This window comes from Thermaerobacter subterraneus DSM 13965, from assembly GCF_000183545.2.
Lineage (GTDB): Bacteria > Bacillota > Sulfobacillia > Thermaerobacterales > Thermaerobacteraceae > Thermaerobacter > Thermaerobacter subterraneus.
The window spans coordinates 947,391-969,970 of sequence record NZ_JH976535.1 but is presented as its reverse complement, the minus strand read 5'-3'; the positions used below and the strand labels follow the sequence as shown (position 1 = coordinate 969,970).

The window sequence follows — 22,580 nt, the reverse complement described above, 5'->3', positions numbered from 1 at the left end:
TCCCACCCCCAAAAACTCGCCATCCGGCCGATCATAGCACGGTCATCTGCTCGCCCTGGCGGCCTTGCGCCAGCCGGACCAGCTCGGGCCAGGCCAGAACCAGGGCGTTGTAGGCCAGGGACTCCTGGGTCCGGCCCTTGCGCTCGCTGATGCGGAACAGCCGGTAGGCCAGGTCCCGGGCCATCTCCGCCCGGCCACCCAGCCTGGCGACCAGCCAGGCCGTGGCCGCCTCGCCAGCGCCTTCGTGATAGTAGACCCGGAGGAGCTGGTGGGTGGCACTCCACACGGTCGGCGCCTTGTCGCGCTCGGGGTCCCAGTTGGGGTCGAGCTCCTCCGGCCGCAGCAGGCGGACACGGCCGCGCTGGGCCCGTACGATCCCCGCCTGCTCCAGGCCGGATAGGGTGGTCACCTTGGCCTTGGACAGGAGCTCGGCCTCACCGAACTCCCCCTCGTCGAACCCGTGCTGCTCGTACCAGGCTATGGCCCAGCGGGTCTCGTTGTCGAAGTCGTCTTCCTGTTCGGCAAGCACTTCGGTGAGAACCTGGTTGATCAGGGCCAGCGCAGTGCGGACCGTCATCTTCCGGCCGTCGGGTTCCAACACCCGGCTGCAACGGGAGTAGATGGCCATCCCCGGACCGATGGCGGCCTGGGCCAAGTCCACGGGAGCGACGTTGCCCTGTTTGAGCCGCTTGATCGCGTCGGGTAGCTCACGCTTGAGTTCCGCCATGAACCCGCGGCGGTCAATCTGGGGTGCATCCTCGGGTCGGGGTCGACAGGCCAGCACAATGTAGGAAGCAAGCGCGTTGGAACCCATGGCCCGCATCCGCCACTTCTGCGAGGCACGCACCGGCCAGGTGGCGGTGATCTGAAAACCCGTGCCGATCAGAGCCTCCAGCATCGTCTCCCACCCGGTGGTACGGTCCACCCGGTTACCGTTCGTCTCTTCGTCTTTGTTACCCGCTCCGCTCTCCTCGTCGTCCTGCTTGAAGGCATAGTAGACGGTGAGGGGAAACCGCGGGTCCATCTTCTCGCGCAGTTGCCCGAAGGCCCGGCGGAAGCCCTCCTCGAAGTGTTCCTTGGCCTCATGCCTGTCTCCACCAAACCGCTCCGGCGCCGCCACCAGCTCCGGCTCCTTGGGTACAAGAATGGTAGCGAAGAGGGCCGGGTAGAGATCGCCGATCGTCCGCCGCAGCCACACGTAGAAGAAGTCCGAAAGGGCAGCGTAGCCGATGTTGTCATAGTAGGGCGGATCGGTGCTGACGAGGAGGTTCTTGAGGTGATCCCACGGCCGAGCAGCGTCGAGAGAGCGGACATGCCCCGGAGATTTTGGAACTCCGACAACAGGAATTGTCTCGATGGCATCAGCGCATATATTAACCGCATTATACCAGCAAATGGCCTTTTCACCTAGGAGATTAGCTTCAGCGAAATCCCATACCATCGGAATGGCTTGGCGGCCAAATAGGTGCATCTGTTGTTGACCACTAGGTTTCCACGTGCTCAAGGCATTGTTAAAATCCGCGCACCTGTCAAGCGCGAGTGCAAGAAAAACTACCACTGAAGCGGCGTAGGCATCTGCCTCGTCGTGCGACAGTCCGGCGGCGGCCGCATCTCGTCGTACGTCCGCCCGCACTTCCCGTACCAGGTCCGACAGCGTCACCATGGCCGTGAGCTGGCGGGGGGTGAATAGTTCATACCAGTACCTGAAACCGTAGTTTGGTACGACAAAGCCTAGGGCTTTAGATGGCATTTCCTGCACCGGGTAGTCATCGGGGTTGGCCATGCTAGCCACGTGTTCGTGATGCGCATAGGCAGGAAGGTAGAGTCGGCCACGCCCCGAGTCCGCAACAATGGCTATAAGACGAGTGGCCATCATACCAGATTGCGCCTGCTTACGGATATATACAAAGGAAATGGGGTCACCGGTCAAAATACATCGGAACCCAGAAGTCGCCATCTTCGTCCCTGTAGTGATTGCAACGCGATCCTTAGGACGTCCAGTTTGCACAACGAAGTACCAGGTACAGGTTGCACGGTCAATTACGGGTTCAAGATATACTTCCTTGCCTTTTGTGCTGGATAGCCAGAATGTACTCATAAGAGGCACCTGAGCGCCCCTGGCCGCCGGGTTCGGGCTCGGCACGGTCCGCGCCCAGATCCAGGCGATCACCGGCAGTTCCTTGCCCACGTACGGCTGGAGATCCGGCCGTCCCTCGGCCATCTCCGGCGTCACCTTGACCGGGGGATAGAGGTGGCCGATCTTCTCGCGGGCCCGCTCGAGGATCACCCGCCCGTAGTAACGCACGTCCGCTGCGAGACCGGCTGTACCACGCCACCGGGCATTGCCACCGACTTTGCCGCGATCTTCCGGATTGACGGGCGGGTGGTCCGTCCACCGGGGTGCAATCTCCAGGTTGCACTTGTTGAGGAGAACGGCCACCGGGTTGATATCCCCCGCGTAGGCCTCGAACCCCAGGCGCGCAGCCTCCAGCGGGATGGAACCCCCGCCCGCAAAGGGATCCAGCACCGGCGGCAGTTTCCCGTCGCAGTGCTTGAGCATCTCGGCCCGGGCCTCGGCGTAGACCTCGGGGTGCTTGTGAAGCTGCTTCTGCATCATCTTCCGGATGATGCCGAAGAGCCGCTCCCGCTCCCGGGCCTGTTCCTCCTCGGTGGGGAAGCGGTCCGGGTGGCTGGACGGGTCGTCGACCACAGAGGCAAAGAGCACCGCCCGGGCCACCGGCAAGGGCAGCCGCGCCCACCAGTGGTGGATCCCCTTGGGATGGGGGCCGATCCCCGGCATCTTGTCATAGGCCGAAGCGTCGTTGATCTCGGTTAACGGCAGGGCGACTTCGATCAGCTTTTTCCGGGTCAAGGTCAGTCCACCTCACCAGCAGCGATCATGTCTTGCCGTGGGGTCTCCCCCCGCCCCCACAAATCCTCCCAATCGTAATTCACGCTGGCCGCCCCGAAGTCCGGCTCGCGGCGGAAGGGCCGCCGCACGTACCGGACCTCCTGCACCCGGCCGTCCTTCACCTGAACCAGAGCCAGGATGTAGTCCTCCGGCTTGTTCAGGGCTGTGAGGATTTCGTTCTTCGTCACCGTCACCGTGCGGGCGCCGGCGACGCGGCCCTTGACCTCGATGAACCGCAGCCGGCCCGGCTGGGTGGGGATCCGGGATTCGATGTCGTAGCCGCAGCGGTCCCGGCTCACATCCCGGGGCTCGTATCCGAGAGCACGTTCGATGGCCAGGACCGCCTCCATGGCCAGGCGCTCGACCTCTTCCGTCTCCCGGGCGAACAGGCCGGGTTCGTCCGCAGCCACCTCCCCCCGCAGCCGCCGCAACAGGCCCACGGGCACGATCAGGGCATAGCCCAGCACCTCCGGGGGCAGGGCCGCCAGGTTCTTCTCCTGCTCCAGCTCCCGCATGCGCTTCTCCAGCCGGGCCTGCAGCTCGTCGGCCCGCTGGCGCGCCCTGGCGGAGTTGATCCGGGCGTTGACCTTGCCCGCCTGCTCCTGCAGGCGCAGTTCCTCGGCCCGGTGGTCCCAGTAGGCGATCTCCTTGGTCAGGCGGTCCTTGACGGCGGCCATGGTCTTCTCCACCAGGGCGACCTTGTGCCGCCGGACCTCCTCGAAGTGGGCGGGTACCAACTTCTCTATGGCGTAGGAGACGGCCTGCGCCTCCAGGTCGTGGGCCTGCGCCCCCTGCAGCCGTGCCTCCAGCTCCGGGGCCAGGAGGGCCTTCTCCTCCTCCGCCACAGGCCGGTAGTCCAGGTACGGGGCGTAGCCCGCGTTGCGGGCGCGACCGTCGGCATCGATCTCGACGAACTGCAGGCGCCGCGAGACCACCCGCACGCGGCCCTCGCCGTCCACCCGGCCGTCGCGGATGGCGTGCTCCAGGTAGAAGAGCCAGCGGGGCGTCTCCCCCTCGTCCCGTTCGTCCACCAGCACCGCCCCCTGCTTCAGCAGCGGGCGGTACCGCTCCAGGATCACATCGATGGTGGCATCCAGCAAGGGGTGGCCGGGGCAGACGAAGGCGGCGGGCGGCCGGCCGGGGACCCGGATGAGCTCCTTCTCGAAGCAGATGCGCTCATACCGCGGAAGAACCGGCGCCCCCCGGCCGATCACTCGGTCCCGCTGCCGGATCACCGAGGGCACATGGGTGATCTCGTAGCGCCGGGGCTCCCGCTGGCGGGCTGCGCCGCCCAGCTGGCGAAAGGCCTCAAGGAAGAAGGCTTCGATGAAGTGGGGCTGCAGCCTGCGGGCCTCGGCCCGCTCCATCTCTTCCCGGATCTGCTGGACCTGGCGGGCGTCCAGGGTGTCGCGGGCCAGGGCCCCCTCCTCCAGCAGCTGGCGCAGCCGCTCCCGGTCCAGCCGCACGGCGACCACCTGGTTCAGGCGGGCACGCACGTCGGGCCGGTCGCCGTAGCGGATGGCCTCGATCATCAAGTTGCGCAGCTCCGCCCCGTCGATGGCCTTGCCCAGCACGTCAAAGACGCGCCCGCCCAGGGCCCGCTGCTCCGCCTCCAGCTTGCGCAGCAGGGCCAGGTAGACCTCGCCCTCCCGGGTGTTCTGGGCCACCAGATTCCAGAGGTGACAGACTTCCGTCTGGCCGATGCGGTGGATGCGGCCGAACCGCTGCTCCAGCCGGTTGGGGTTCCACGGCAGGTCGTAGTTGACCATGAGATGCGCCCGCTGGAGGTTGATCCCCTCGCCGGCGGCGTCGGTGGCCACCAGCACATGCACGTTGGGATCCTGGGTAAAGAGCTCCTGCGCCTTGCGGCGTTCCTCCCGGCCCATGGTGCCCTCGATGACCACGACGGCCTCGGGGCGCCCCAGCAGGGTCTGGATCCGCCAGGCCAGGTATCGGGCCGTGTCCCGGTGCTCGGTGAAGATCACCAGCTTGCGCCGGTGCCCCCGGGCGTCGAACATGACCTCCCGGTCCTGGAGGATCTTGGAGAGCTCCTCCCACTTGCGGTCGGTGCCGCTCTGGCGCACCCGTAAGGCCAGGGCTTCAAGCTCTTTGAGGGTTTCGATCTCCGCTCGGAGCTCGGCGATGGTCTGGGCGGCCGTCGCCTGATCGACGATGGCCTCCTCGACCTGCTCCAGCTCGCCGGCGGGCGCGTCGTCCTCCAGGTCCGCCCACTCCGACGCGTCCAGTTGCGGCAGTTCATCCCACCATTCTAGGCGTGGGCCCCGTCCGGCTGCAGCGCCTGCGACCGCCGGGGCCAGCTGAGCCAGGCGCCGCTGCGCCTCGGCACCGCGGCGCAAGGCCTCTTCCTCCCGCAGGCGCCGCTCCAGCCGTTCGCGGCGCCGGCGCAGGGACTGGTAAATGGCCTCCGGGGACGAGGCCAGCCGCCGCTGCAGGATGGTCAGGGCAAACCCGACGGTGCCCTTGCGCCCCTCGTTCTGCAGGGCATCGGCGCGGTTGAACTCCTGGCGGACGTAGTCGGTGACCGCCTTGTAAAGGGCTGCCTCGCCGTCGGAGAGCTCGTAGGCGACGGTATAGGCCTTGCGCTCCGGGAAGAGGGGGGTCCCGTCGAAGCGGACCAGGTCTTCCTTGACCATGCGGCGCATGAGGTCGGACACGTCCGTGGTGTGGACGCCGTCCCGGAACCGCCCCTCGAAGCGGTCACCGTCCAAAAGGGCCATGAAGAGCTGGAAGTCTTCCTCCTTGCCGTTGTGGGGCGTGGCCGTCATCAGCAGGAGGTGCCGGGTGACGGAGGCCAGCAGCTTGCCCAGCTTGTACCGCTTGGTCTCCCGGATCTCACCGCTGAAGAAGGAGGCCGACATCTTGTGGGCCTCGTCCACCACCACCAGGTCCCACTCGGTACGGGCCAGCTTGGACTGCAGCACCTCGTCCCGCGCCAGCTTATCCAGGCGGGCGATGACCAGGGGCATCTCCGCCAGCGCGTTGCCGGTCCGGGCCGCCTCGATGCGGTCGTTGGTCAGGATCTCGAAGGGCAGGTCGAACTTGGCCGACAGCTCGTCCTGCCACTGCTCCACCAGGCTGCCAGGGCAGACGATCAGGCACCGGTGCACGTCGCCCCGCAGCATCAGCTCCTTGATCAGGAGCCCGGCCATGATGGTCTTGCCGGCGCCGGGGTCGTCCGCCAGGAGGAAGCGCAGCGGCTGCCGGCGCAGCATCTCCCCGTAGACCGCCGTGATCTGGTGGGGCAGGGGTTCGATCAGCGACGTGTGCACCGCCAGCAGCGGGTCGAAGAGATGGGCCAGGCAGATGCGCAAGGCCTCGGAGACCAGGCGCAGGGCCGCCCCGTCGGCATCCAGGTTCCAGGGCCGGCCCGGCGTGACGATCTCCAGCATGGGCTCCCGGTCGCGGAAGACCAGCTCCGTCCCGGGCCGCCCCGACGCATCCTTGTAGAAGAGCTCGACCACGTTGGACCCGTGCCAGCGCACGTCGATCACGGTGACGGGCCCGCTGGGCAGGAGGCCCGCAAGCAAAGCTCCCCGGGTAATCTCTTCCAGGCGCATCAAGGATTGGGCCCCTTTTCGAGCGGCATTCGCAGGCGATGTCGGCGATGTAATAACTTCGCCATGGAAGGCCATTCCCTCCCCAGCATGACCTGGGGACCGTGAACATCCGGGACGGTGGATCGGGAACGTGGCAAGGGCGGAACGAAGCCGGCCGGAGGCCGCCCGCGGCCTTTTGCTGGCCGCCGTGGCCTTCGGCGCCCTCTTGAATCCCCTCAACTCGTCGATGATCGCCGTGGCGCTGCCCGCCATCGCCCGGGACTTCCGGGTGCCCATCGGGCGGCTCACCTGGGTCATCGCCGCCTTCTACCTGGCCAGCTCGGTGGGCCAGCCGGTCCTGGGCAAGGTGGCCGACCGGCTGGGCCGGCGGCGGGTCTTCTTCACCGGGCTCGTCCTGGTGGCCGCGGCGTCTGCCCTGGCGCCCCACGCCCCGACCCTGGGGGCCCTGGTGGCCGCCCGGGTGCTGCAGGCGCTGGGGAGCTCGGCCCTCTACCCGGCCGGCATGGCCGCGGTCCGCGACGCCTTCACCGGACGAACGGGCCAGGCCCTGGGCATCCTGGCGGTGTTCGCCTCCACCTCGGCGGCCCTGGGCCCTTCCCTGGGCGGGTTCCTGGTCAGGGCCGGCGGCTGGCAGGCGCTGTTCTACGTCAACTACCTGCCCGTGGCCCTCAGCCTGGCGCTGGCGGCCCAGGCCTTTCCGCCCGGCGGAGCCGCCGGTGGCGATCCTGCCGGCGCCGGCCCGGGTCGGGTCGCAGGTCACGGGCCCGCCAGCAGGGCCCCGGCAGGCATCGCCGGTGGCGGGCCCGGCGCTCAAGACGCGCGCGAAGTTGCCAGTGGCGCGCCCGGCGCCGCGGGCCGGGGCAGGGCCAGCGCCGCCGGGGCCGGGCACGCCGAGCGGCCGGGTTCGTCCCCCTCCCGGGGGGTCCGGGCGGTGGAACGGGCCCGGGCGGCGGAAGGGGCCGGCGGGCTCGACCTGCCGGGCATGATGCTCTTCGGTGGAACCGTCTTGGCCGGGCTGGCGGCGCTGCTCTCCCTGTCCGAGCCTCGCCCCGCCTGGTGGGCGGTGCCCGTGGCCGTCGCCCTGGGTCTGGCCCTGGCGCGCCGGGAAGGGAGGGTCAAGGCGGCGGGCGGGGAGCCCTCCAACCTCGCCTTCTACACGATCTTCTTCGGCATGCCGGCCTACTTCGAGGAGGTCCGCCACCTAGACCGTTCCTCAAAACATAGGCATTGATTGCATCCGCCTATGACGCCGGGCGAACGGTGCTCCCGACGATTCGCGCCGGGGGATCGCACCCCGGACCCCAAGCCAGACCATCGCACCCGGGGCCGTGCGGCCTTGAGGCCGCCGGTGCCCGGGTGGATCGGGGTTCCCCCCGACCTGGGGCGTCCTCGGAGGACCGCTCATAGAGCCGGTGCGCCCGCTGGCCGCGCACCGACGGGGCGATGCGCCGCCAATCGCTCCAGACGTGCCGCCCTCGATTCCTCGCGGGTAGAGGGCGGGCGGTTCCGGAGCGCAAGCGCTCGCCCAAACCCAGGCCCCGGCGGGCGATCGCCACCGCCGCGGCGGCGTGGGGCGACAGTCCGTACCGGGCCATAAACTTGACCTTGCCAATCACGCTGGTGAAGGCCGGGTTGACCCGGATCACTTCCACGCCTTCCCGGGCGGCCCGGGAGAGCAGCAGGGTCATGAACGCGCCGTAGGCAAAGGCGGACAGCATCCGGGCGTACCGATCGCCCTCTTCTCGAAGACGAGCCTTCTTCTCCCGAAAATCCAGCCGCTCCACCACGATGGGCTTGCCGGCGCCCTTTGCCCATGCCACCAGGTCCGCCACCACCTCGCCCAGGATGGCCTTCACCTGCTCCCGGCGCTTGCCTTGGAGCGGAAGTCGCATGTCGCGCGCCGCCACCGGGTTGCCGAAGCGGTCGACCTCCGCCACGGCCAGCCGGTCGGGGTTCAGATCGGCACCAAGGGCCCCCGCCCTTCGCGATGTCGTGATCGGGGCCGCGGGCCGTTCGGTGGTGGCGAAGACGTACCAGGCGCCGTTCTTCCGGACAAAGCGGTAGGAAATCGCTTGCCCAGACGCGAGGGCCGCCAGGATGACATCCTGCCCATAGGGGAAACGGACGCCGTGCAGCCAAACATGCCGTCCAAAGCGGCCGGCCAGGGCGTTGGGCAACCGAAGGCGCAAGCGGTCGCCCAAGAGCGAACACGTCTGGTTGCCGCTCCTCTCGTCTTTGGAGCCGAGGCAGAAGAAGCTTTGGCTGCGGGCATCGCGCCATGCCTTGCGCCATGCGTCGTGGGAAGCGAACCCATTCGCCTCCAGGTGGAACTGCCGGTGGAACAAACGCCGCGAGCCAAAACAAATCGGCGGCGATCCCGTCCGCGCTTCCGCCGCTGCCAGGCGGGCGCGCAGCATCGCCAGCCGCCGCTTCTTCTGGTGCAGCCGAAACCGGATCCGACGCCGGCGCGCCGCCCTCTCTTGGGGGGCAAGGGTCGCCCAGCGCCCCTTGCCCGAGGCCAAGGCTTTCTCCTGCTTGTGGAGCTTGGCGATCGCGCGTTCGGTGGATTGGATCTGCCCGCGCAGGTGCGCCAGATGGTGCCGATGGGCTTCCTCCGCCGCCTTCACCTTGGCCTTCAGTTCGGTGGCCAGCGCGTTGAAGTAGCGGGCTGTGATGCCGTCGCGGGCAATGGACTCCCGCTTGCATTCGACAAGGGGACGCTTCCGCACGTAGAGATCGACGAACAACCGGCGCAGCAGGCGACCGTACAGGGCGGCGAGGGCGTCCAGGGCCGGGTAAACCGACCGGTCATGGATCTTCGTCTGGAAGGTCGCCTGCATCGGCCCGATCATCCTCCCTTCCCAGGATACCAAACATATGTTCCATCCACAAGCCGAATAGGGGACAGGTCGGAAGTGGGAGAACCGTTATGCGGAAGGTTCGCCTACGGCTGATAACAGATGATGATGGAATGGTAAGCAGCTACGAACCCCGGGCAGAGAGGAAACGGGGGCCGCCTCGGGGCTCTACATGACCTGCCGCTACATCGGCAGCATCCTCTCCAGCAGCCTGCTCGGGATCCTGCTGGGCGGGCCGCTGGGGAGCGCCATGCTGCGGGAGCTGGCCCTGGCGCTGCTGGTGCCGGCCGCGGGCCTCCTGCTCTTCATCCGGTGGATCCCGGCCCGGGGCGGCCCCTACGAGCCCGCCCGCGGGTAGCGGGCCAGTTCTCTCTCCAGCCGGCGCACCACCGCCTTGCCCAGGCGCCGCTCGGCGGCGGCGCGGAATGCCTCCCAGCTGTCGAAGCCGAACTGGTGGGCCATCTTCTCCTGCATCGCCTCGCGCGTCGGCCCCTGACCACCGGGTCCATCGTGGGCCGGCGGCTGCGCCCCAGCTGGCGCAGGCACCGGCCGGGGTATAGGCCCCGGGTTGCCGGCTGCCCGCATCCCGGATGCGCCTGCAGCTGGTACCTGCCCGCCCGTACCCGGTGCCGGTTCCGCGCCCCGCTGAAAACCGGTCTGGTGGCGGAACCCACCGTCCGTGGGCCTCAAGATGTCACCTCCTGCCATGGACGGTACGTGACCCCCGAAATGGGGTTCCCGCCTCCCATGGCCTTTATGAGGGAGACAAGGCGGCCGGGCCGCCCGGGAGGCCCGGGTACGAGGCGCGCCGCCGCCCGCCCCTCGCATACCGCTGCGGTGCCGGTGACACCTTAGACATCGGCGAAGGGAGGAATCACCGGTGCCGGAATTCAGCGAGGTCTTCCGCCAGCAACTGACCGTCCTGGCCGACAAGGTCCGCACCATGGAGAACCTGGGGATGTCCAGCGAGGGCATTACCGGCGTGGTGACGGAGGTCGGCGACTGGCTGGCGCGGGAAGCGGAGCCGCGCAGCGCCGAGCAGCGGCTCTTGAAGGAGATGTGGCAGAACGCCAGCAATCAGGAGCAGGCGCAGATCGCCTCGGCTTTGATCAAGCTGGCCGACCGCACCGTCGGCCGCAACGTGGCCAGGTAGCCTCCTAGCCCCCTCCCCTCACCCGCGGGGCCGGTGCCGCCTGGGGCACCGGCCCCGCTGCCGTTGCGACCCGCCGCTGTAGCAAGGGGGATCAATCCACGAACGTGGCCGTAGCCAGGTCAAAGCGCAGTTCATCACCCGAGCCGGCCCGCAGGATCAAGACCCCGTCCCCGGCGCCGGTGATCCGCAGGCTGCCCTGCGCACGGGGCGATTCCACCGGCCTCCCCCTGACGAACCGCCACTGGTCATCGTACCAGTGGACGATCACCAGGCCCTGCTCCGGCCGGTCGCGGTAGGCACCGGCGAAGACCGCCATATGGCCGTCCCCGGCGGGGCCCTGCCAGCGGTTCTGGATCACCACCGTGGGATCCGGATACTCGCCCGATTCGATGATGCCCGCCGGTCTTGCGGGGTCACCCTGTTGCACGGCCTCCCGCGCCCCCACCTGGTCCTTGGGTGCCGGGGGAGAAGAACGCCTGTAGACGTCTTCCCGGGCCGCCATCTCCCGCTTCTCGCCGGGAGGCAGGTCAAACCACCACGGCTCCGAAGCGCGGGACGCGGACCCCACGCCGGCCAGGACCATAGACCCCACCGCGACCAGCACCGTTGCGACCACCCGCCTCACCTTCGCCATCCCCCCGACTGTGGTTCCGGGAGCTCGCCCGACTCGGGGTTCCCAGGCTCCTGTGCAGGGCTCCTTCCCGCAGGGGTCCTGCCCGGTGTTCCCAGGGTGCGGCGCGAGGCCCCTCGTCCATTGTGGATGCCCATCCATGTCTTGCCATTTACACCAAGGCTACATGTTTCGTGACGCCAAAGCTACATTTCCTTGACGCAGTTCAGTGCACCGGAGGAGTGCACCAGCGCAGTGTACACCCACCGGAATGAGACCAGCCCGGTTCGGCCGTTGCTGCAGGGCCGCCGGCACGACTACACTCGTAGTGCCAGGCCCGTACGCGGGATGCCGGAGCCCGGCCCGGGGAGCGAACCGTCATGCACCGGTTGCTTTATGTGGCCGTCATGGCTGCCTTCTTCGACCAGTTCTCCCAGATGCCTCTGATCGCCCCCTATGCCCACCGGCTGGGGGTCCCTTCTTTCCTGGCGGGACTCATCGTAGGGGCCTATTCCCTGACCAATCTGACTGGGAACCTGGCCGCCGGCCGCTGGCTGGATGGGGGGCGACGCAAGGGCGTGCTGGTGCTGGGTCTGGCGCTGGCGGCCCTGGGCGCCGGCGCCTACGCCCCGGCGGAAACGGCCGCCCAGCTGGCGCTGGCCCGGCTGGTGCATGGCTTTGGTGCAGGCCTGGTGACGCCGGCGGCCTTTGCTCTCCTGGGGGACCACGGTGAGAGCACCCACCGGGGGCAGATCATGGCCGGTGCCGGTGCCGCCATCGGCCTGGCTTCGGTGGTGGGCCCGGCTTACGGGGGCCTGCTGGCTCAGCGCCTGGGTCCGGGCTGGGTGTTCGCCACCACCGCAGCGCTGCTGTTCCTGGTGACCATGGTCGTGGCCCGTTGGGTCCGGGACGAGGAGGTCGCGGCCTCCCACGGGCCTGCCCGCCGGACCGGCTTGGCCGCCGGCGGGGGTGACATGGCGGCGTACGGCAACCCGGCCCTGGCCGCCGCTCAGGCCCCGCAGGGTTCATCCCCTTCCCCGGCCCGCTCCCCAGCCCCGGGCGGGCGGCGCGCTCCCGAGCCCGGCGCCCCGGCGGCGCCCCGCACGACCCCCCTGTGGAGGAACACAGCCCTGCGCCTAGCCTACCTGGGGGCCCTGGCCCTGATGTTCGCCCTGGGGCTCCTGGTGTACACCCTCCCCGCCAAGGTGGCCGCCCTGAGCGCTGGCCCTGCCGCCACGGGGATGTTGCTCAGCCTGTTTGGGCTTACCGCCATCGCCCTCTTCCTCTCCCCCGCCAGCCGCCTGTCCGACCGCTGGGGGCGGGTTCGGCCGCTGCTGGCGGGCCTGCTGGCCGTGGCGGCGGCCCTGGCGGGCCTGGCCGCCTTCGGTTCCCTGCCCGGCCTGGCGCTGGCCATGGTGGTCTTTGGCACCGGCTTTGCCCTGGTGTTCCCCGCGGCTGCGGCCCTGGTGGTCGATGCCACGGGCCGGGGGCAGCGGGGCCGGGCCTTCGGGCTGTTCTATGCGTGCTTTTCGGTGGCCGTCGTGGCCGGTTCCGCCGCGGCGGGGGCGCTGGGCCATCCCACCTGGACCTTCCTGGCCGGGACCGCTGCGGTCGGCATCCTGGCGGTTCTTCTCGCCTGGACGGGGCGAGCCCTGACGGGACAAGCTAGCCCGGCCGCCGCGGCCGGTCAAGACGGGCAAGGTCCCCCGGCCAGCGGTCGCCCCCTGGGACTTCGCTGAATCCTCTCGCCTCGCCGCCGCCGAACCGGCCTGCAGTTGGGCTTCGCTACCCGGGCCTCCCTACCTGGCTTCCCTGCAGGGGCCCGTTCCACGCGCCAAGACCCAGTTTACCTTTCAACTCAATAAAGACTTAAAGCGCCCCTCCTCCGCCGGATCTTGCCCTTTAACTCACCTTATTTACGGTTTTCGTGTGATCTTCGTCACACGGCGCCTCCCCGTCCCCTCCCTAGCGTGGATCCTGGAAGTCCCGCCCAGGGGAAGGACGCCCGACCCCGGGGACAAGGGGGGACGCGCCATGACGGGAAGCACCACGGACGCCGCAGGCGCCCCGCCACAAGCGGCCCCGAGGACGGCTCCGGTGCTGCCGTCCCGGCGGGCTCCGGTTCCGGGCGCCACGCCATACGGCTGTTCTCCGTGCCGGGCCCTTGCCCCCACGGATAAGGTCCGGATGATGCTGGACCTGGTCATCCTCACCAAGCCGCGCATCGTCCTGATGCTGGTCCTGTCGGGGGTGCTGGCGGGGTACGCCGGGGCTGGCGGGCAGCCCGATCCGGCCCGGCTCGCCGGCTTCGCCCTGGCCGGCGGCATGGCCGCCGCCGGGGCGGCGGCGTTCAACCACTTCGTAGACCGGGACGTGGACAGGCGCATGGACCGCACCGCCGCCCGGCCCCTGCCGGCGGGGCGCCTGGAGCCCCTGCGGGCGCTGGAAGTGGGGGCGGTCCTGTCCCTGGCCGGCGTCTCGGCCGCCGCGGTGCTGCTGGGCGGCGCCGTGGCCCTGGTGCTGCTGGCGGGCATCGCCGTCTACGCCGGGCTCTACAGCCTCTGGCTCAAGCGGCGCACGGCGTGGAACATCGTCCTGGGCGGCACCGCCGGCAGCCTGATGGTGCTGGCCGGGTGGCTGTCCCAGACCGGCACCCCGGGTCCCGGAGCGTGGCTCCTGTTCGCCTGGCTCTTCCTCTGGACGCCTTCCCATTTCTGGCCCCTGGCCATCGTGGTCCGGGACGAGTACGCCCGGGCCGGCATCCCCATGCTGCCCGTCACCGCGGGACCCCGCCGGGCGGCTTGGCTCACCCTGGCCAATACCCTGGCGCTGGTGGTCCTTTCCCTGATCCCCGCACTCTGGGGCTGGTACCGGGGCCGGCACACCCTGGCAGTGGCGGCAGCGGGGGCGGTCATGGTGGCGCTCAACCTGGCGGTCGCCCTGGCCGGCCCCGGCCGGCGGGAGCGCCTGGCCTGGCGGCTGTACAAGCTTTCCGGCCCCTACCTGGGCTGGATCCTGGCGGTCTTCGCGCTGGCCCTGGCAGGAAGGGGGTGAGGCCATGGACGGAGGGCGCGCGGCGGCGCAGACGGACCCGGTGCCGGAGCCGGTGCCGTGGATCCAGCGGCTGCTGGATGACGAGTTCTTCCTGCTCGGCGTGGGCCTGATGGTCCCGGTGCTGCTCTACATCGTGTGGGGCCTGATGGAACTGGCCCAGGTGCCCCTGTTCCCGCGGTGATCGCGCCCGGCCGGAGCCGGCAACGGGACGCGGCAGTGAGCTCAAGGGCGGTGGAACCGGCAACGCCGGCAGCCTGGCGACAGGCGCGGCGCCCCCTCGCCCCAGGGGAGGCGGCAGCCGCCGGCGGTGCCGCAGCACGCAAAGGAGGTCAAGGGGATGAACGCAGCGGAACGTGGCCCGGCGGTCCACGCCGTGGCCGGTCCGGGAAGCGCCTCGGCCCTCGAACCGCCCCCGCGGGTGTGGTGGGGTCCTCTGGGCCGGATCGAACGGGTCTGGCTCATCGCGGCCCTGATCTGGGCCCTGGTGATGTTCGCCATGATGTGGATCTGGCCCCACGTGGGCCACCAGAACACGCCCATCGAGAGCTACCGCATGGCGCCGGCCGACTTTAAAGCCGCGGCCGAGGCCTTCATCAAGGAGCACCAGGTGGGCGAGGAGTTCGGCGTGCCGGTGGTGGAACCGGAGCCGGGAGGCGAGGTCTACCTGGAGGCCATGGCCTACCAGTGGCGGCCGATCCTGCGGCTCAAGCGCGGCGAGACGTACCGGCTCTACGTCTCCTCCACCGACCTTCAGCACGGCCTCTCCATCCAGCCGCTGAATCTGAACTTCCAGGTCCTGCCCGGCTACGTCTACGTGATCGAGCTGACGCCCCAGCAGACCGGCGAGTACGCCGTGGTCTGCAACGAGTACTGCGGCGTCGGACACCACCTGATGAGCGGCCGGCTCATCGTGGTCGACTAGGTGGGGGGGATGGCTCATGGCGTCAAGCACCGTGGTGGCGACCCGCACCCCGGCGCCGGCAGGGCCTGCCGCCGGCTTCCGCACGTGCCCGGTCACCGGCTTGGCCGTCCACCGGCAGGCCGAGACGCTGATCATCGTCAACGCGGTCACGGCGGTGGTCTTCCTGGCCTTCGGCGGCCTGCTGGCCCTGCTCATCGGCCTGACCCGCTGGCCGGCGGTGCACCTTCTCCCGGCGGAGCTGTTCTACCGGTTCGTCACGGCCCACGGCACCACCATGCTGGTCTTCTGGATCCTGTTCTTCGAGGTGGCGGGCCTGTACTTCGGCAGCGCCGTCCTGCTCAATACCCGTCTGGTGACGCCGCGGGCGGGCTGGATCGCCTACGCGCTCATGCTGGCGGGCGCCCTGGTCACCGAGGCGGCCATGCTCACCGGCGAAGCCAACGTGATGGTCACCGCCTACCCGCCCCTGAAGGGCCACCCGGCCTTCTACCTGGGGCTCATCGTCTTCACCGTGGGGGCGCTGGTGGCCGTGGGCGTGTTCTTCGCCACCGTCCTGCGGGCACGGGCGGAAGGCCTGGTGAAGACCTCCCTGCCCCTGGTCACCTATGCCTTCCTGGCCGCAGCGGTGCTGGCGGTCTTCACCCTGGTCTCGGGCGCCCTGGCCCTGATCCCGACCTTCCTGTGGAGCATGGGCTGGCTGCCGTCGGTCGACCCGGCCGTCTACCGGCTCCTCTTCTGGGGCTTCGGCCACGGCTCCCAGCAGGTCAACCTGGCCGCCATGGTGGGCGTGTGGTATGCCCTGGCCAGCCTGACGGTGGGCGCGCGGCCGCTCCATGAGGGGCTGAGCCGGCTGGCCTTCTTCCTCTACGTGGCCTTCATCCAGCTGGGCTCCATCCACCACCTGCTGGTCGACCCCGGGCTGGGCACCAGCAACCGCATCATGAACACCAGCTACTTCATGTACCTGGCCACGGTGGGCAGCATGATCCACGCCTTCTCCATCCCCAGCGCCGTGGAGGTCGCCCAGCGGGAGCGGGGGCATCACCGCGGCCTGTTCACCTGGCTGCGCAAGGCGCCCTGGGGCGAGCCCGGCTTCGCCGCCCTGGCCCTGTCCGTGCTGTGGTTCGGCTTCGTGGGCGGCGTGACGGGCGTGATCATGGGCCAGATGCAGCTCAACATGCTGGTGCACAACACCCTGTTCGTCCCGGGGCACTTCCACTCCACGGTGGTGGCCGGCACCACGGTGGCCTTCATGGGCATCGCCTACTACCTGCTGCCGCTGATCGGCCAGCGGCCCCTGGCCTTCCCGGGCCTGGCCCGGTGGCAGCCCTACATTTATTCCCTGGGCCTGGCCGTCCTGACCGGAAGCATGATGGCCGCCGGGAAGCTGGGCGTGCCGCGGCGCCTGTGGGACATCACCTACCAGCAGGCGGCCATCCCGGTGACGGTCTTTGAAGATCCCCGGGTCCAGCTGCTGCTCGCCGGGGTCGGCATGGGCGCCGTGTTGGCGGTGCTGGGCGGGGCGATGTTCGTGGCGGTCATGCTGGGCACCCTGTTCTCCCACCGCACCACCACCCGGGTTGGCGCGGGGCTGCGCATCGCCCTGCCGGCCACCGCACCCGGCGCGATCCCGCCCATCACCGGCGGATCCGGCCCCGAGGGGCCGGGCGGCGAGCAGGGCCGGCAAGCCCAGGGTGCGCCGGGCGGCACGGGCCCGGCGGGCCACAGGGCGGGCCCGGCCGCGGGGGCCGGCTACGGGGCGGCCCCGGAGCCCGGGGCTCCCGGGGCCCGGGTGGAGGCGCCGGGCACCGTGGTGCTGGTCTTCGCCTTCCTGGCCTGGTTCGTCCTGATGTACGTGGTCGCCTGGTCGAACCTGCACAAGGTGTGGCCGGTGGGCTGAATTCGCGGAACCCCGGGGCCGGCGGCGGCTACGCCGCCGGCCCCGCCGGTTCCTCCCCCGGGGCGGCGGGTCCGGCCGCAAGTTGACTTGGCTTGCAAGCCCAGTGGTATACTCGCGTCGAGGGGCACGGGAGCCCCTGGGGAGGAAGATATGCCACTCGTAACCACCGAGAGCGGGAAGAAGCTCTTCGTCACGGAAGACGGCCGCAAACTCGTCACCGTCATTCCCGGCGACGGGATCGGCCCGGAGTGTATCGACGCGACCTTAAAGATTCTGGAGGCAGCCAAGGCCCCCCTGGTCTTCGAGATCCGAGAAGCGGGGGCCAGTGTATTTAAGAAGGGCCTTGCCTCCGGCGTGCCGCAGGAGACCATCGACTCCATCCGCAAGTCGCGGATCGTCCTCAAGGGGCCCCTGGAGACCCCTGTCGGCTACGGCGAGAAGAGCGCCAACGTCACCCTGCGCAAGCTCTTCGAGACCTACGCCAACGTGCGGCCGGTGCGGGAGCTGCCCAACGTGCCCACTCCCTATTCGGGCCGGGGCATCGACCTGGTGGTCGTCCGCGAGAACGTGGAAGACCTGTACGCCGGCATCGAGCACCAGCAGACTCCGGGGGTCGCCCAGACCCTCAAGCTGATCTCCGACAAGGGATCGGAGAAGATCGTCCGCTTCGCCTTCGAGCTGGCCCGGGCCGAAGGGCGAAAGCGGGTCCACTGCGCCACCAAGTCCAACATCATGAAGCTCAGCGAGGGGACCATGAAGCGGGTCTTCGAACGGGTGGCGCAGGAGTATCCGGACATCGAGGCCCAGCACATCATCGTGGACAACGCCGCCCACCAGCTGGTAAAGCGGCCCGAGCAGTTTGACGTCCTCGTCACCACCAACATGAACGGGGACATCCTCTCCGACCTCACCTCGGGCCTGGTCGGCGGGCTGGGCTTCGCCCCCTCGGCCAACATCGGCAACGAGGTGGCCATCTTCGAGGCGGTCCACGGCTCCGCCCCCAAGTACGCCGGCAAGAACGTGATCAACCCCACGGCGGTGCTCCTCTCGGCGGTGATGATGCTGCGCTACATCGAGGAGTTCGCCGTGGCCGAGCTGATCGAGAACGCCGTCCTCTACACGCTGGAGGAGGGCAAGGTCCTGACGGGCGACATCGTGGGCTACGACCGCGGCGCCAAGACCACGGAGTACACCGACGCCATCATCGCCAACCTGGGCCAGAAGCCGCGGAACGCCCAGGTTCGCTCCTACCGCGCCGTCAAGCTGCCCCAGATCAGCCCCGAACCGGCCTACGTGAAGGCCCGGAGCCGCCGCATCGTGGGCGCCGACGTGTTCGTCGAGAGCGACCTCTTGCCGGAGCAGCTGGGTCCTGCCCTGGAGGAACTGGCGGAGGGCAGCGCCTTCCGCCTGAAGATGATCTCCAACCGCGGGACCCAGGTGTACCCGCCCACGGGCGGGCTGATCGACCTGGTGGACCACTACCGCTGTCGCTTCCTCTACAAGGGCGACGGCGAGGCGCGCCAGGAGGACGTTGTCGACCTGGTCCAGCGGGTGGGCAGCCGCTTCCGCTGGATGCAGATCGAGGTGTTGCAGGAGTTCGACGGCGAGCCGGGGTTCACCAAGGCGCAGGGCGAGGACTGAGGGGGCCTGCCGGCGGCACGGCGGCGCCGGGGGGCGAAAAGGCATCGATAGCTCTTGTGGGATATCAGACGTTCGGGGGGCTCGGCCGGTGGTTGCCGGGCCCCCGCCTTTTTGCGACCCGGGATGGGACCGGCAGGTCCTGGCCGGGCAGAAAAAGCGTTACAATGGCCCCAGAGAGGGGGACGACGGATGGCCGAGCGACGCGACCCGTTTGGCGTGCGCACCACCCTGGAGACGCCGGGCGGCCCCGTGGTGATCTACAGCCTGCCCAGGCTGGCCGAGGCGGCCGGCGTCGACCTGGATCGCCTGCCTTTCACCATCCGCATCCTGCTGGAGAACCTGCTGCGCAACCTGGACGGCGAGACCGTCACCGAGGACGACGTCCTGGCCCTGGCCCGCTGGCAGCCCAAGCCCGACGGGCGGGAGATCGGCTGGATGCCCTCCCGGGTGCTGCTCCAGGACTTCACCGGCGTGCCGGCGGTGGTCGACCTGGCCGCCATGCGCAGCGCCGTGGCCCGCATGGGGGGCGACCCCAAGCGGATCAACCCGCTGGTGCCGGCGGATCTGGTCATCGACCACTCGGTAATTGTCGACGCCTTCGGCACCCAGTATGCCTTCTTCTACAACGTGGAGAAGGAGTTCGAGCGCAACCGCGAGCGCTACACCCTGCTCCGCTGGGCGCAGAACGCCTTCGACAACTTCCGCGTGGTGCCGCCGGGGACGGGCATCGTCCACCAGGTGAACCTGGAGTATTTGGCCAAGGTGGTCCACCGCCGGGAAGAACACGGCGAGGTGCGGGCCTACCCCGACACCCTGGTGGGCACCGACTCCCACACCACCATGGTCAACGGCATGGGGGTGCTGGGCTGGGGCGTGGGCGGCATCGAGGCCGAGGCGGTGATGCTGGGCCAGCCCTACTTCATGCAGGTGCCCGAGGTGGTGGGCTTCCGCCTGACGGGCCAGCTGCCCGAGGGCGCCACCGCCACCGACCTGGTGCTCACCGTCACCCAGATGCTGCGCAAGAAGGGCGTGGTGGGCAAGTTCGTCGAGTTCTTCGGGCCGGGGCTCTCCAACCTGCCCCTGGCGGACCGGGCCACCATCGGCAACATGGCCCCCGAGTACGGCGCCACCTGCGGGTTCTTCCCCGTGGACAGGGAGACCCTGGGCTACCTGCGCCTGACGGGCCGGGACGAGGAGCACATCGCCCTGGTGGAGCGGTACTGCAAGGAGCAGGGCCTCTACCGCACCGACCAGACGCCCGACCCCGTCTACAGCGACGTGCTGGAACTCGACCTGGGCGACGTGGAGCCCAGCCTGGCCGGGCCGCGGCGGCCCCAGGACCGGGTGCCGCTGCGGGAGGCGGGCCGCGCCTTCCGCGAGGCGCTGGCCACCTTCGGCAAGAAGCCCAGCGACACCTCGGTGCCCTTCCGGCCGGGCGCCGAGCCGGGGCGCGAGGCCGCCCGGGCGGGTGCGGCCGCGGCCGGCGGGGACGGCGCGGGAGCCGGAGCGGCCCATGCCGGTTCGTCCGGCGAGGGCGGCGGCGTGGCGGTGCTGACCCGGCCCAGGACCACCACCGAGCTCACCCACGGCTCGGTGGTCATCGCCGCCATCACCAGCTGCACCAACACCTCCAACCCCTCGGTGATGCTGGCGGCGGGCCTGCTGGCCAAGAAGGCGGTGGAGCGGGGCCTGACGGTCAAGCCCTACGTCAAGACCAGCCTGGCGCCGGGCTCCCGGGTGGTGACCGACTACCTGCGGGAGGCGGGGCTGCTGCCGTATCTCGAGGCGCTGCGCTTCCACGTGGTGGGTTACGGCTGCACCACCTGCATCGGCAACAGCGGCGCCCTGCCCGAAGACGTGGCCCAGGCCATCACCGAGAACGACTTGGTGGCGGCGGCCGTGCTCAGCGGCAACCGCAACTTCGAGGGCCGCATCAACCCGCTGGTCAAGGCCAACTACCTGGCCTCGCCGCCCCTGGTGGTGGCCTACGCCCTGGCCGGCACGGTGGACATCAACCTGCTGGAAGACCCCCTGGGCTATGACCCCAACGGGCGGCCCGTCTACCTGCGGGACATCTGGCCCACCCAGGAGGAGATCCAGGCGACCATCCGCCAGGTGGTGCGGCCCGAGCTGTTCAAGAAGGAGTACGCCCGGGTCTTCGAGGGCCCCGAGCAGTGGCGCCAGCTGCCCGCGCCCGAGGGCGACCTGTACAACTGGGATCCGGCCTCGACCTACATCCAGGAGCCGCCCTTCTTCAAGGACATGGGGGACGAACCCGGCCGGCCGGAGGACATCGTCCGGGCCCGGGTGCTGGCCCTCCTGGGCGACTCCATCACCACCGACCACATCTCGCCGGCGGGCTCGATCCCCAAGAACAGCCCGGCGGGCCAGTACCTCCTGGAGCGCGGCGTCAAGTGGGAGGAGTTCAACACCTACGGCTCGCGCCGCGGCAACCACGAGGTGATGATGCGGGGCACCTTCGCCAACATCCGGCTGCGCAACCAGCTGGTCCCCGGCACCGAGGGCGGCTGGACCCTGCACATCCCCAGCGGCCAGAAGATGACCATCTACGACGCCGCCATGCGCTACCAGCAGGAGGGCACGCCGCTGATCGTCATCGGCGGCAAGGAGTACGGCACCGGCAGCTCCCGCGACTGGGCGGCCAAGGGCACCTACCTGCTGGGCGTCAAGGCGGTGATCGCCGAGAGCTTCGAGCGGATCCACCGGAGCAACCTGGTGGGCATGGGCGTGCTGCCGCTGCAGTTCGTCGACGGGCAGAACGCGGCGAGCCTGGGGCTGACCGGCACCGAGGAGTACTCCATCACCGGCATCGGCGAAGGCCTCGCGCCGCGCAAGCGCCTGCAGGTGACGGCCCGCCGCGACGACGGCAGCGAGGTGCGCTTCGAGGTGCTGTGCCGGCTGGACACGCCCATCGAGGTGGAGTACTACCGGCACGGCGGCATCCTGCAGAAGGTGCTGCGGCAGATCATGCGGGCGGCGTGACGGTGCCTGGGCGGGGCGACAGCAAGGCGAGAGGGTATGCGAGATGACCGGCGGGGCGGCTCCAGGGAGGGCCGCCCCGCGGCCCTTGCCGCTGGGAAAGGAGAGAAGCCTTGAGTGGTACAAGATGCGACCTAGGCGAAACCGCCGTTCTGGAGAAGATCCAAACGTGGCGGGAACCCTTCCGGTCCTACGGCTTGCGGCTGCATCGGGTCATCCTCGATGCCGTGCCCGGACTCACCCCGCGACTGTGGTACGGCATGCCCGGATACGCCAGGGGCAGCGGTCCTGTCCTCTGCTTCTTCCGAGCCGACGAGCGCTTCATGACCTTCGGCCTGACGGACAAAGCGCACTTCGAGCGGGAGCCGAACCAGGCCGACCAGTTCATGCCCAGTGCCTGGTTTTTCACGCACCTGGACGAGCTAACGGAGATGCGCGTCGCCGCCATCGTGCGGAACGCCACGGCGGCTCGCCGGCCCTGAACAAAGGCCGGTGGCGAGTTCCGGGGAGCCGGCACTCCGGCGGTCAAAGCCGTGTTCGCCTGGACGGGGCGCGGCCTAAATACAACACGCGCCCCGGAGACGGCTCCGGGGCGCTGCTGGCTGGCACGCTCGGTGATGGGAGCTGGGGCGGCCGAGGATCAGAGCTGGCCGCGTTCCTCGAAGAACTTGCGGGCCTTCTCCTTGTAGTGCTCCCACTGCTCGGGGACCTCGTCCTCGTCGTAGATCGCCTCGACGGGGCAAACGGCCGCGCAGGCGCTGCAGCCGATGCACTCCTCCGGGTGGATGAAGAACTGGTCCTCGCCCTCGTAGATGCAGTCCACCGGGCAGACCTCGACGCAGGACTGGTCCTTGGTGCCGATGCACGGCTCGCAGATGACGTAGATCATCGGCCGGTGCTCCTTTCCTCGCCGGTTTACCCCTCTAAGTCTATGGCAACCCCGTCCACCGTGG

17 protein-coding genes are annotated in these 22,580 nt (G+C 69.4%); 11 read left to right on the top strand and 6 right to left on the bottom strand.

Translation table 11 applies throughout. From position 1 onward, the window contains the following. Window positions 1-31 precede the first annotated feature (31 nt). Together THESUDRAFT_RS04075 and THESUDRAFT_RS04070 are read right to left on the bottom strand one after the other, a co-directional pair. On the bottom strand, window positions 32-2,872 hold the full coding sequence (locus tag THESUDRAFT_RS04075; RefSeq protein ID WP_006903457.1) for a DUF1156 domain-containing protein: 2,841 nt from the start codon (window positions 2,870-2,872) through the stop codon (window positions 32-34). Window positions 2,873-2,874: 2 nt separating this feature from the next. Next, a complete protein-coding gene (locus THESUDRAFT_RS04070; protein ID WP_242823347.1) occupies window positions 2,875-6,489 on the bottom strand; it encodes a helicase-related protein in 3,615 nt (1,204 codons plus the stop codon). Window positions 6,490-6,619: 130 nt separating this feature from the next. Here THESUDRAFT_RS04070 and THESUDRAFT_RS12125 point away from each other — a divergent pair, with 130 nt between their 5' ends. Then, the gene (locus THESUDRAFT_RS12125) at window positions 6,620-7,720 is read left to right on the top strand and encodes an MFS transporter (protein WP_006903455.1); all 1,101 of its coding nucleotides are present in this window, start codon (window positions 6,620-6,622) and stop codon (window positions 7,718-7,720) included. Window positions 7,721-7,730: 10 nt separating this feature from the next. Here the strand turns inward: THESUDRAFT_RS12125 and THESUDRAFT_RS04060 are convergent, their stop codons facing one another. Continuing rightward, window positions 7,731-9,329 (bottom strand): IS200/IS605 family accessory protein TnpB-related protein, encoded by a 1,599-nt coding sequence (locus tag THESUDRAFT_RS04060; protein WP_006903454.1) that lies wholly within the window; start codon window positions 9,327-9,329, stop codon window positions 7,731-7,733. A gap of 190 nt (window positions 9,330-9,519) precedes the next feature. Here THESUDRAFT_RS04060 and THESUDRAFT_RS04055 point away from each other — a divergent pair, with 190 nt between their 5' ends. Beyond that, on the top strand, window positions 9,520-9,705 hold the full coding sequence (locus THESUDRAFT_RS04055; protein ID WP_006903453.1) for a hypothetical protein: 186 nt from the start codon (window positions 9,520-9,522) through the stop codon (window positions 9,703-9,705). Here THESUDRAFT_RS04055 and THESUDRAFT_RS13265 read toward each other — a convergent pair. Continuing rightward, window positions 9,684-9,821, bottom strand: coding sequence for a hypothetical protein (locus tag THESUDRAFT_RS13265; RefSeq protein WP_156821712.1), 138 nt, complete (start codon window positions 9,819-9,821; stop codon window positions 9,684-9,686). The genes THESUDRAFT_RS04055 and THESUDRAFT_RS13265 overlap by 22 nt on opposite strands. Window positions 9,822-10,227: 406 nt before the next feature. Between THESUDRAFT_RS13265 and THESUDRAFT_RS04050 the strand changes: the two genes are divergently transcribed. Then, window positions 10,228-10,500 (top strand): DUF3243 family protein, encoded by a 273-nt coding sequence (locus THESUDRAFT_RS04050; RefSeq protein ID WP_006903451.1) that lies wholly within the window; start codon window positions 10,228-10,230, stop codon window positions 10,498-10,500. A gap of 91 nt (window positions 10,501-10,591) precedes the next feature. Here THESUDRAFT_RS04050 and THESUDRAFT_RS04045 read toward each other — a convergent pair whose 3' ends face one another. Beyond that, window positions 10,592-11,134, bottom strand: a complete 543-nt coding sequence (locus THESUDRAFT_RS04045) for a hypothetical protein (protein ID WP_242823232.1) — start codon at window positions 11,132-11,134, stop codon at window positions 10,592-10,594. 356 nt (window positions 11,135-11,490) lie between these two features. Between THESUDRAFT_RS04045 and THESUDRAFT_RS12120 the strand changes: the two genes are divergently transcribed. The 8 genes from THESUDRAFT_RS12120 (at window position 11,491) to THESUDRAFT_RS04005 (ending at window position 22,109) form a co-directional block, all read left to right on the top strand. Next, on the top strand, window positions 11,491-12,849 hold the full coding sequence (locus tag THESUDRAFT_RS12120; protein WP_006903449.1) for an MFS transporter: 1,359 nt from the start codon (window positions 11,491-11,493) through the stop codon (window positions 12,847-12,849). A gap of 448 nt (window positions 12,850-13,297) precedes the next feature. Then, on the top strand, window positions 13,298-14,164 hold the full coding sequence (cyoE, locus tag THESUDRAFT_RS04030) for a heme o synthase (protein WP_040826258.1): 867 nt from the start codon (window positions 13,298-13,300) through the stop codon (window positions 14,162-14,164). A gap of 4 nt (window positions 14,165-14,168) precedes the next feature. After that, complete coding sequence (locus tag THESUDRAFT_RS13670; RefSeq protein WP_006903447.1) at window positions 14,169-14,345, top strand: hypothetical protein; 177 nt, start codon at window positions 14,169-14,171, stop codon at window positions 14,343-14,345. Window positions 14,346-14,501: 156 nt separating this feature from the next. Further along, complete coding sequence (locus tag THESUDRAFT_RS04025; protein WP_006903446.1) at window positions 14,502-15,086, top strand: cytochrome; 585 nt, start codon at window positions 14,502-14,504, stop codon at window positions 15,084-15,086. Window positions 15,087-15,102: 16 nt separating this feature from the next. Next, window positions 15,103-16,986, top strand: coding sequence for a cbb3-type cytochrome c oxidase subunit I (locus THESUDRAFT_RS04020; RefSeq protein WP_006903445.1), 1,884 nt, complete (start codon window positions 15,103-15,105; stop codon window positions 16,984-16,986). A gap of 150 nt (window positions 16,987-17,136) precedes the next feature. Further along, the gene (locus THESUDRAFT_RS04015) at window positions 17,137-18,627 is read left to right on the top strand and encodes an NADP-dependent isocitrate dehydrogenase (protein ID WP_006903444.1); all 1,491 of its coding nucleotides are present in this window, start codon (window positions 17,137-17,139) and stop codon (window positions 18,625-18,627) included. A 189-nt stretch (window positions 18,628-18,816) separates the two neighbouring features. Beyond that, window positions 18,817-21,630, top strand: coding sequence for an aconitate hydratase (gene acnA, locus THESUDRAFT_RS04010; RefSeq protein ID WP_006903443.1), 2,814 nt, complete (start codon window positions 18,817-18,819; stop codon window positions 21,628-21,630). A gap of 110 nt (window positions 21,631-21,740) precedes the next feature. After that, window positions 21,741-22,109, top strand: coding sequence for a DUF1801 domain-containing protein (locus THESUDRAFT_RS04005; protein WP_006903442.1), 369 nt, complete (start codon window positions 21,741-21,743; stop codon window positions 22,107-22,109). A 158-nt stretch (window positions 22,110-22,267) separates the two neighbouring features. Here the strand turns inward: THESUDRAFT_RS04005 and THESUDRAFT_RS04000 are convergent, their stop codons facing one another. Continuing rightward, window positions 22,268-22,516, bottom strand: coding sequence for a ferredoxin (locus THESUDRAFT_RS04000; protein WP_006903441.1), 249 nt, complete (start codon window positions 22,514-22,516; stop codon window positions 22,268-22,270). Window positions 22,517-22,580 lie beyond the last annotated feature (64 nt).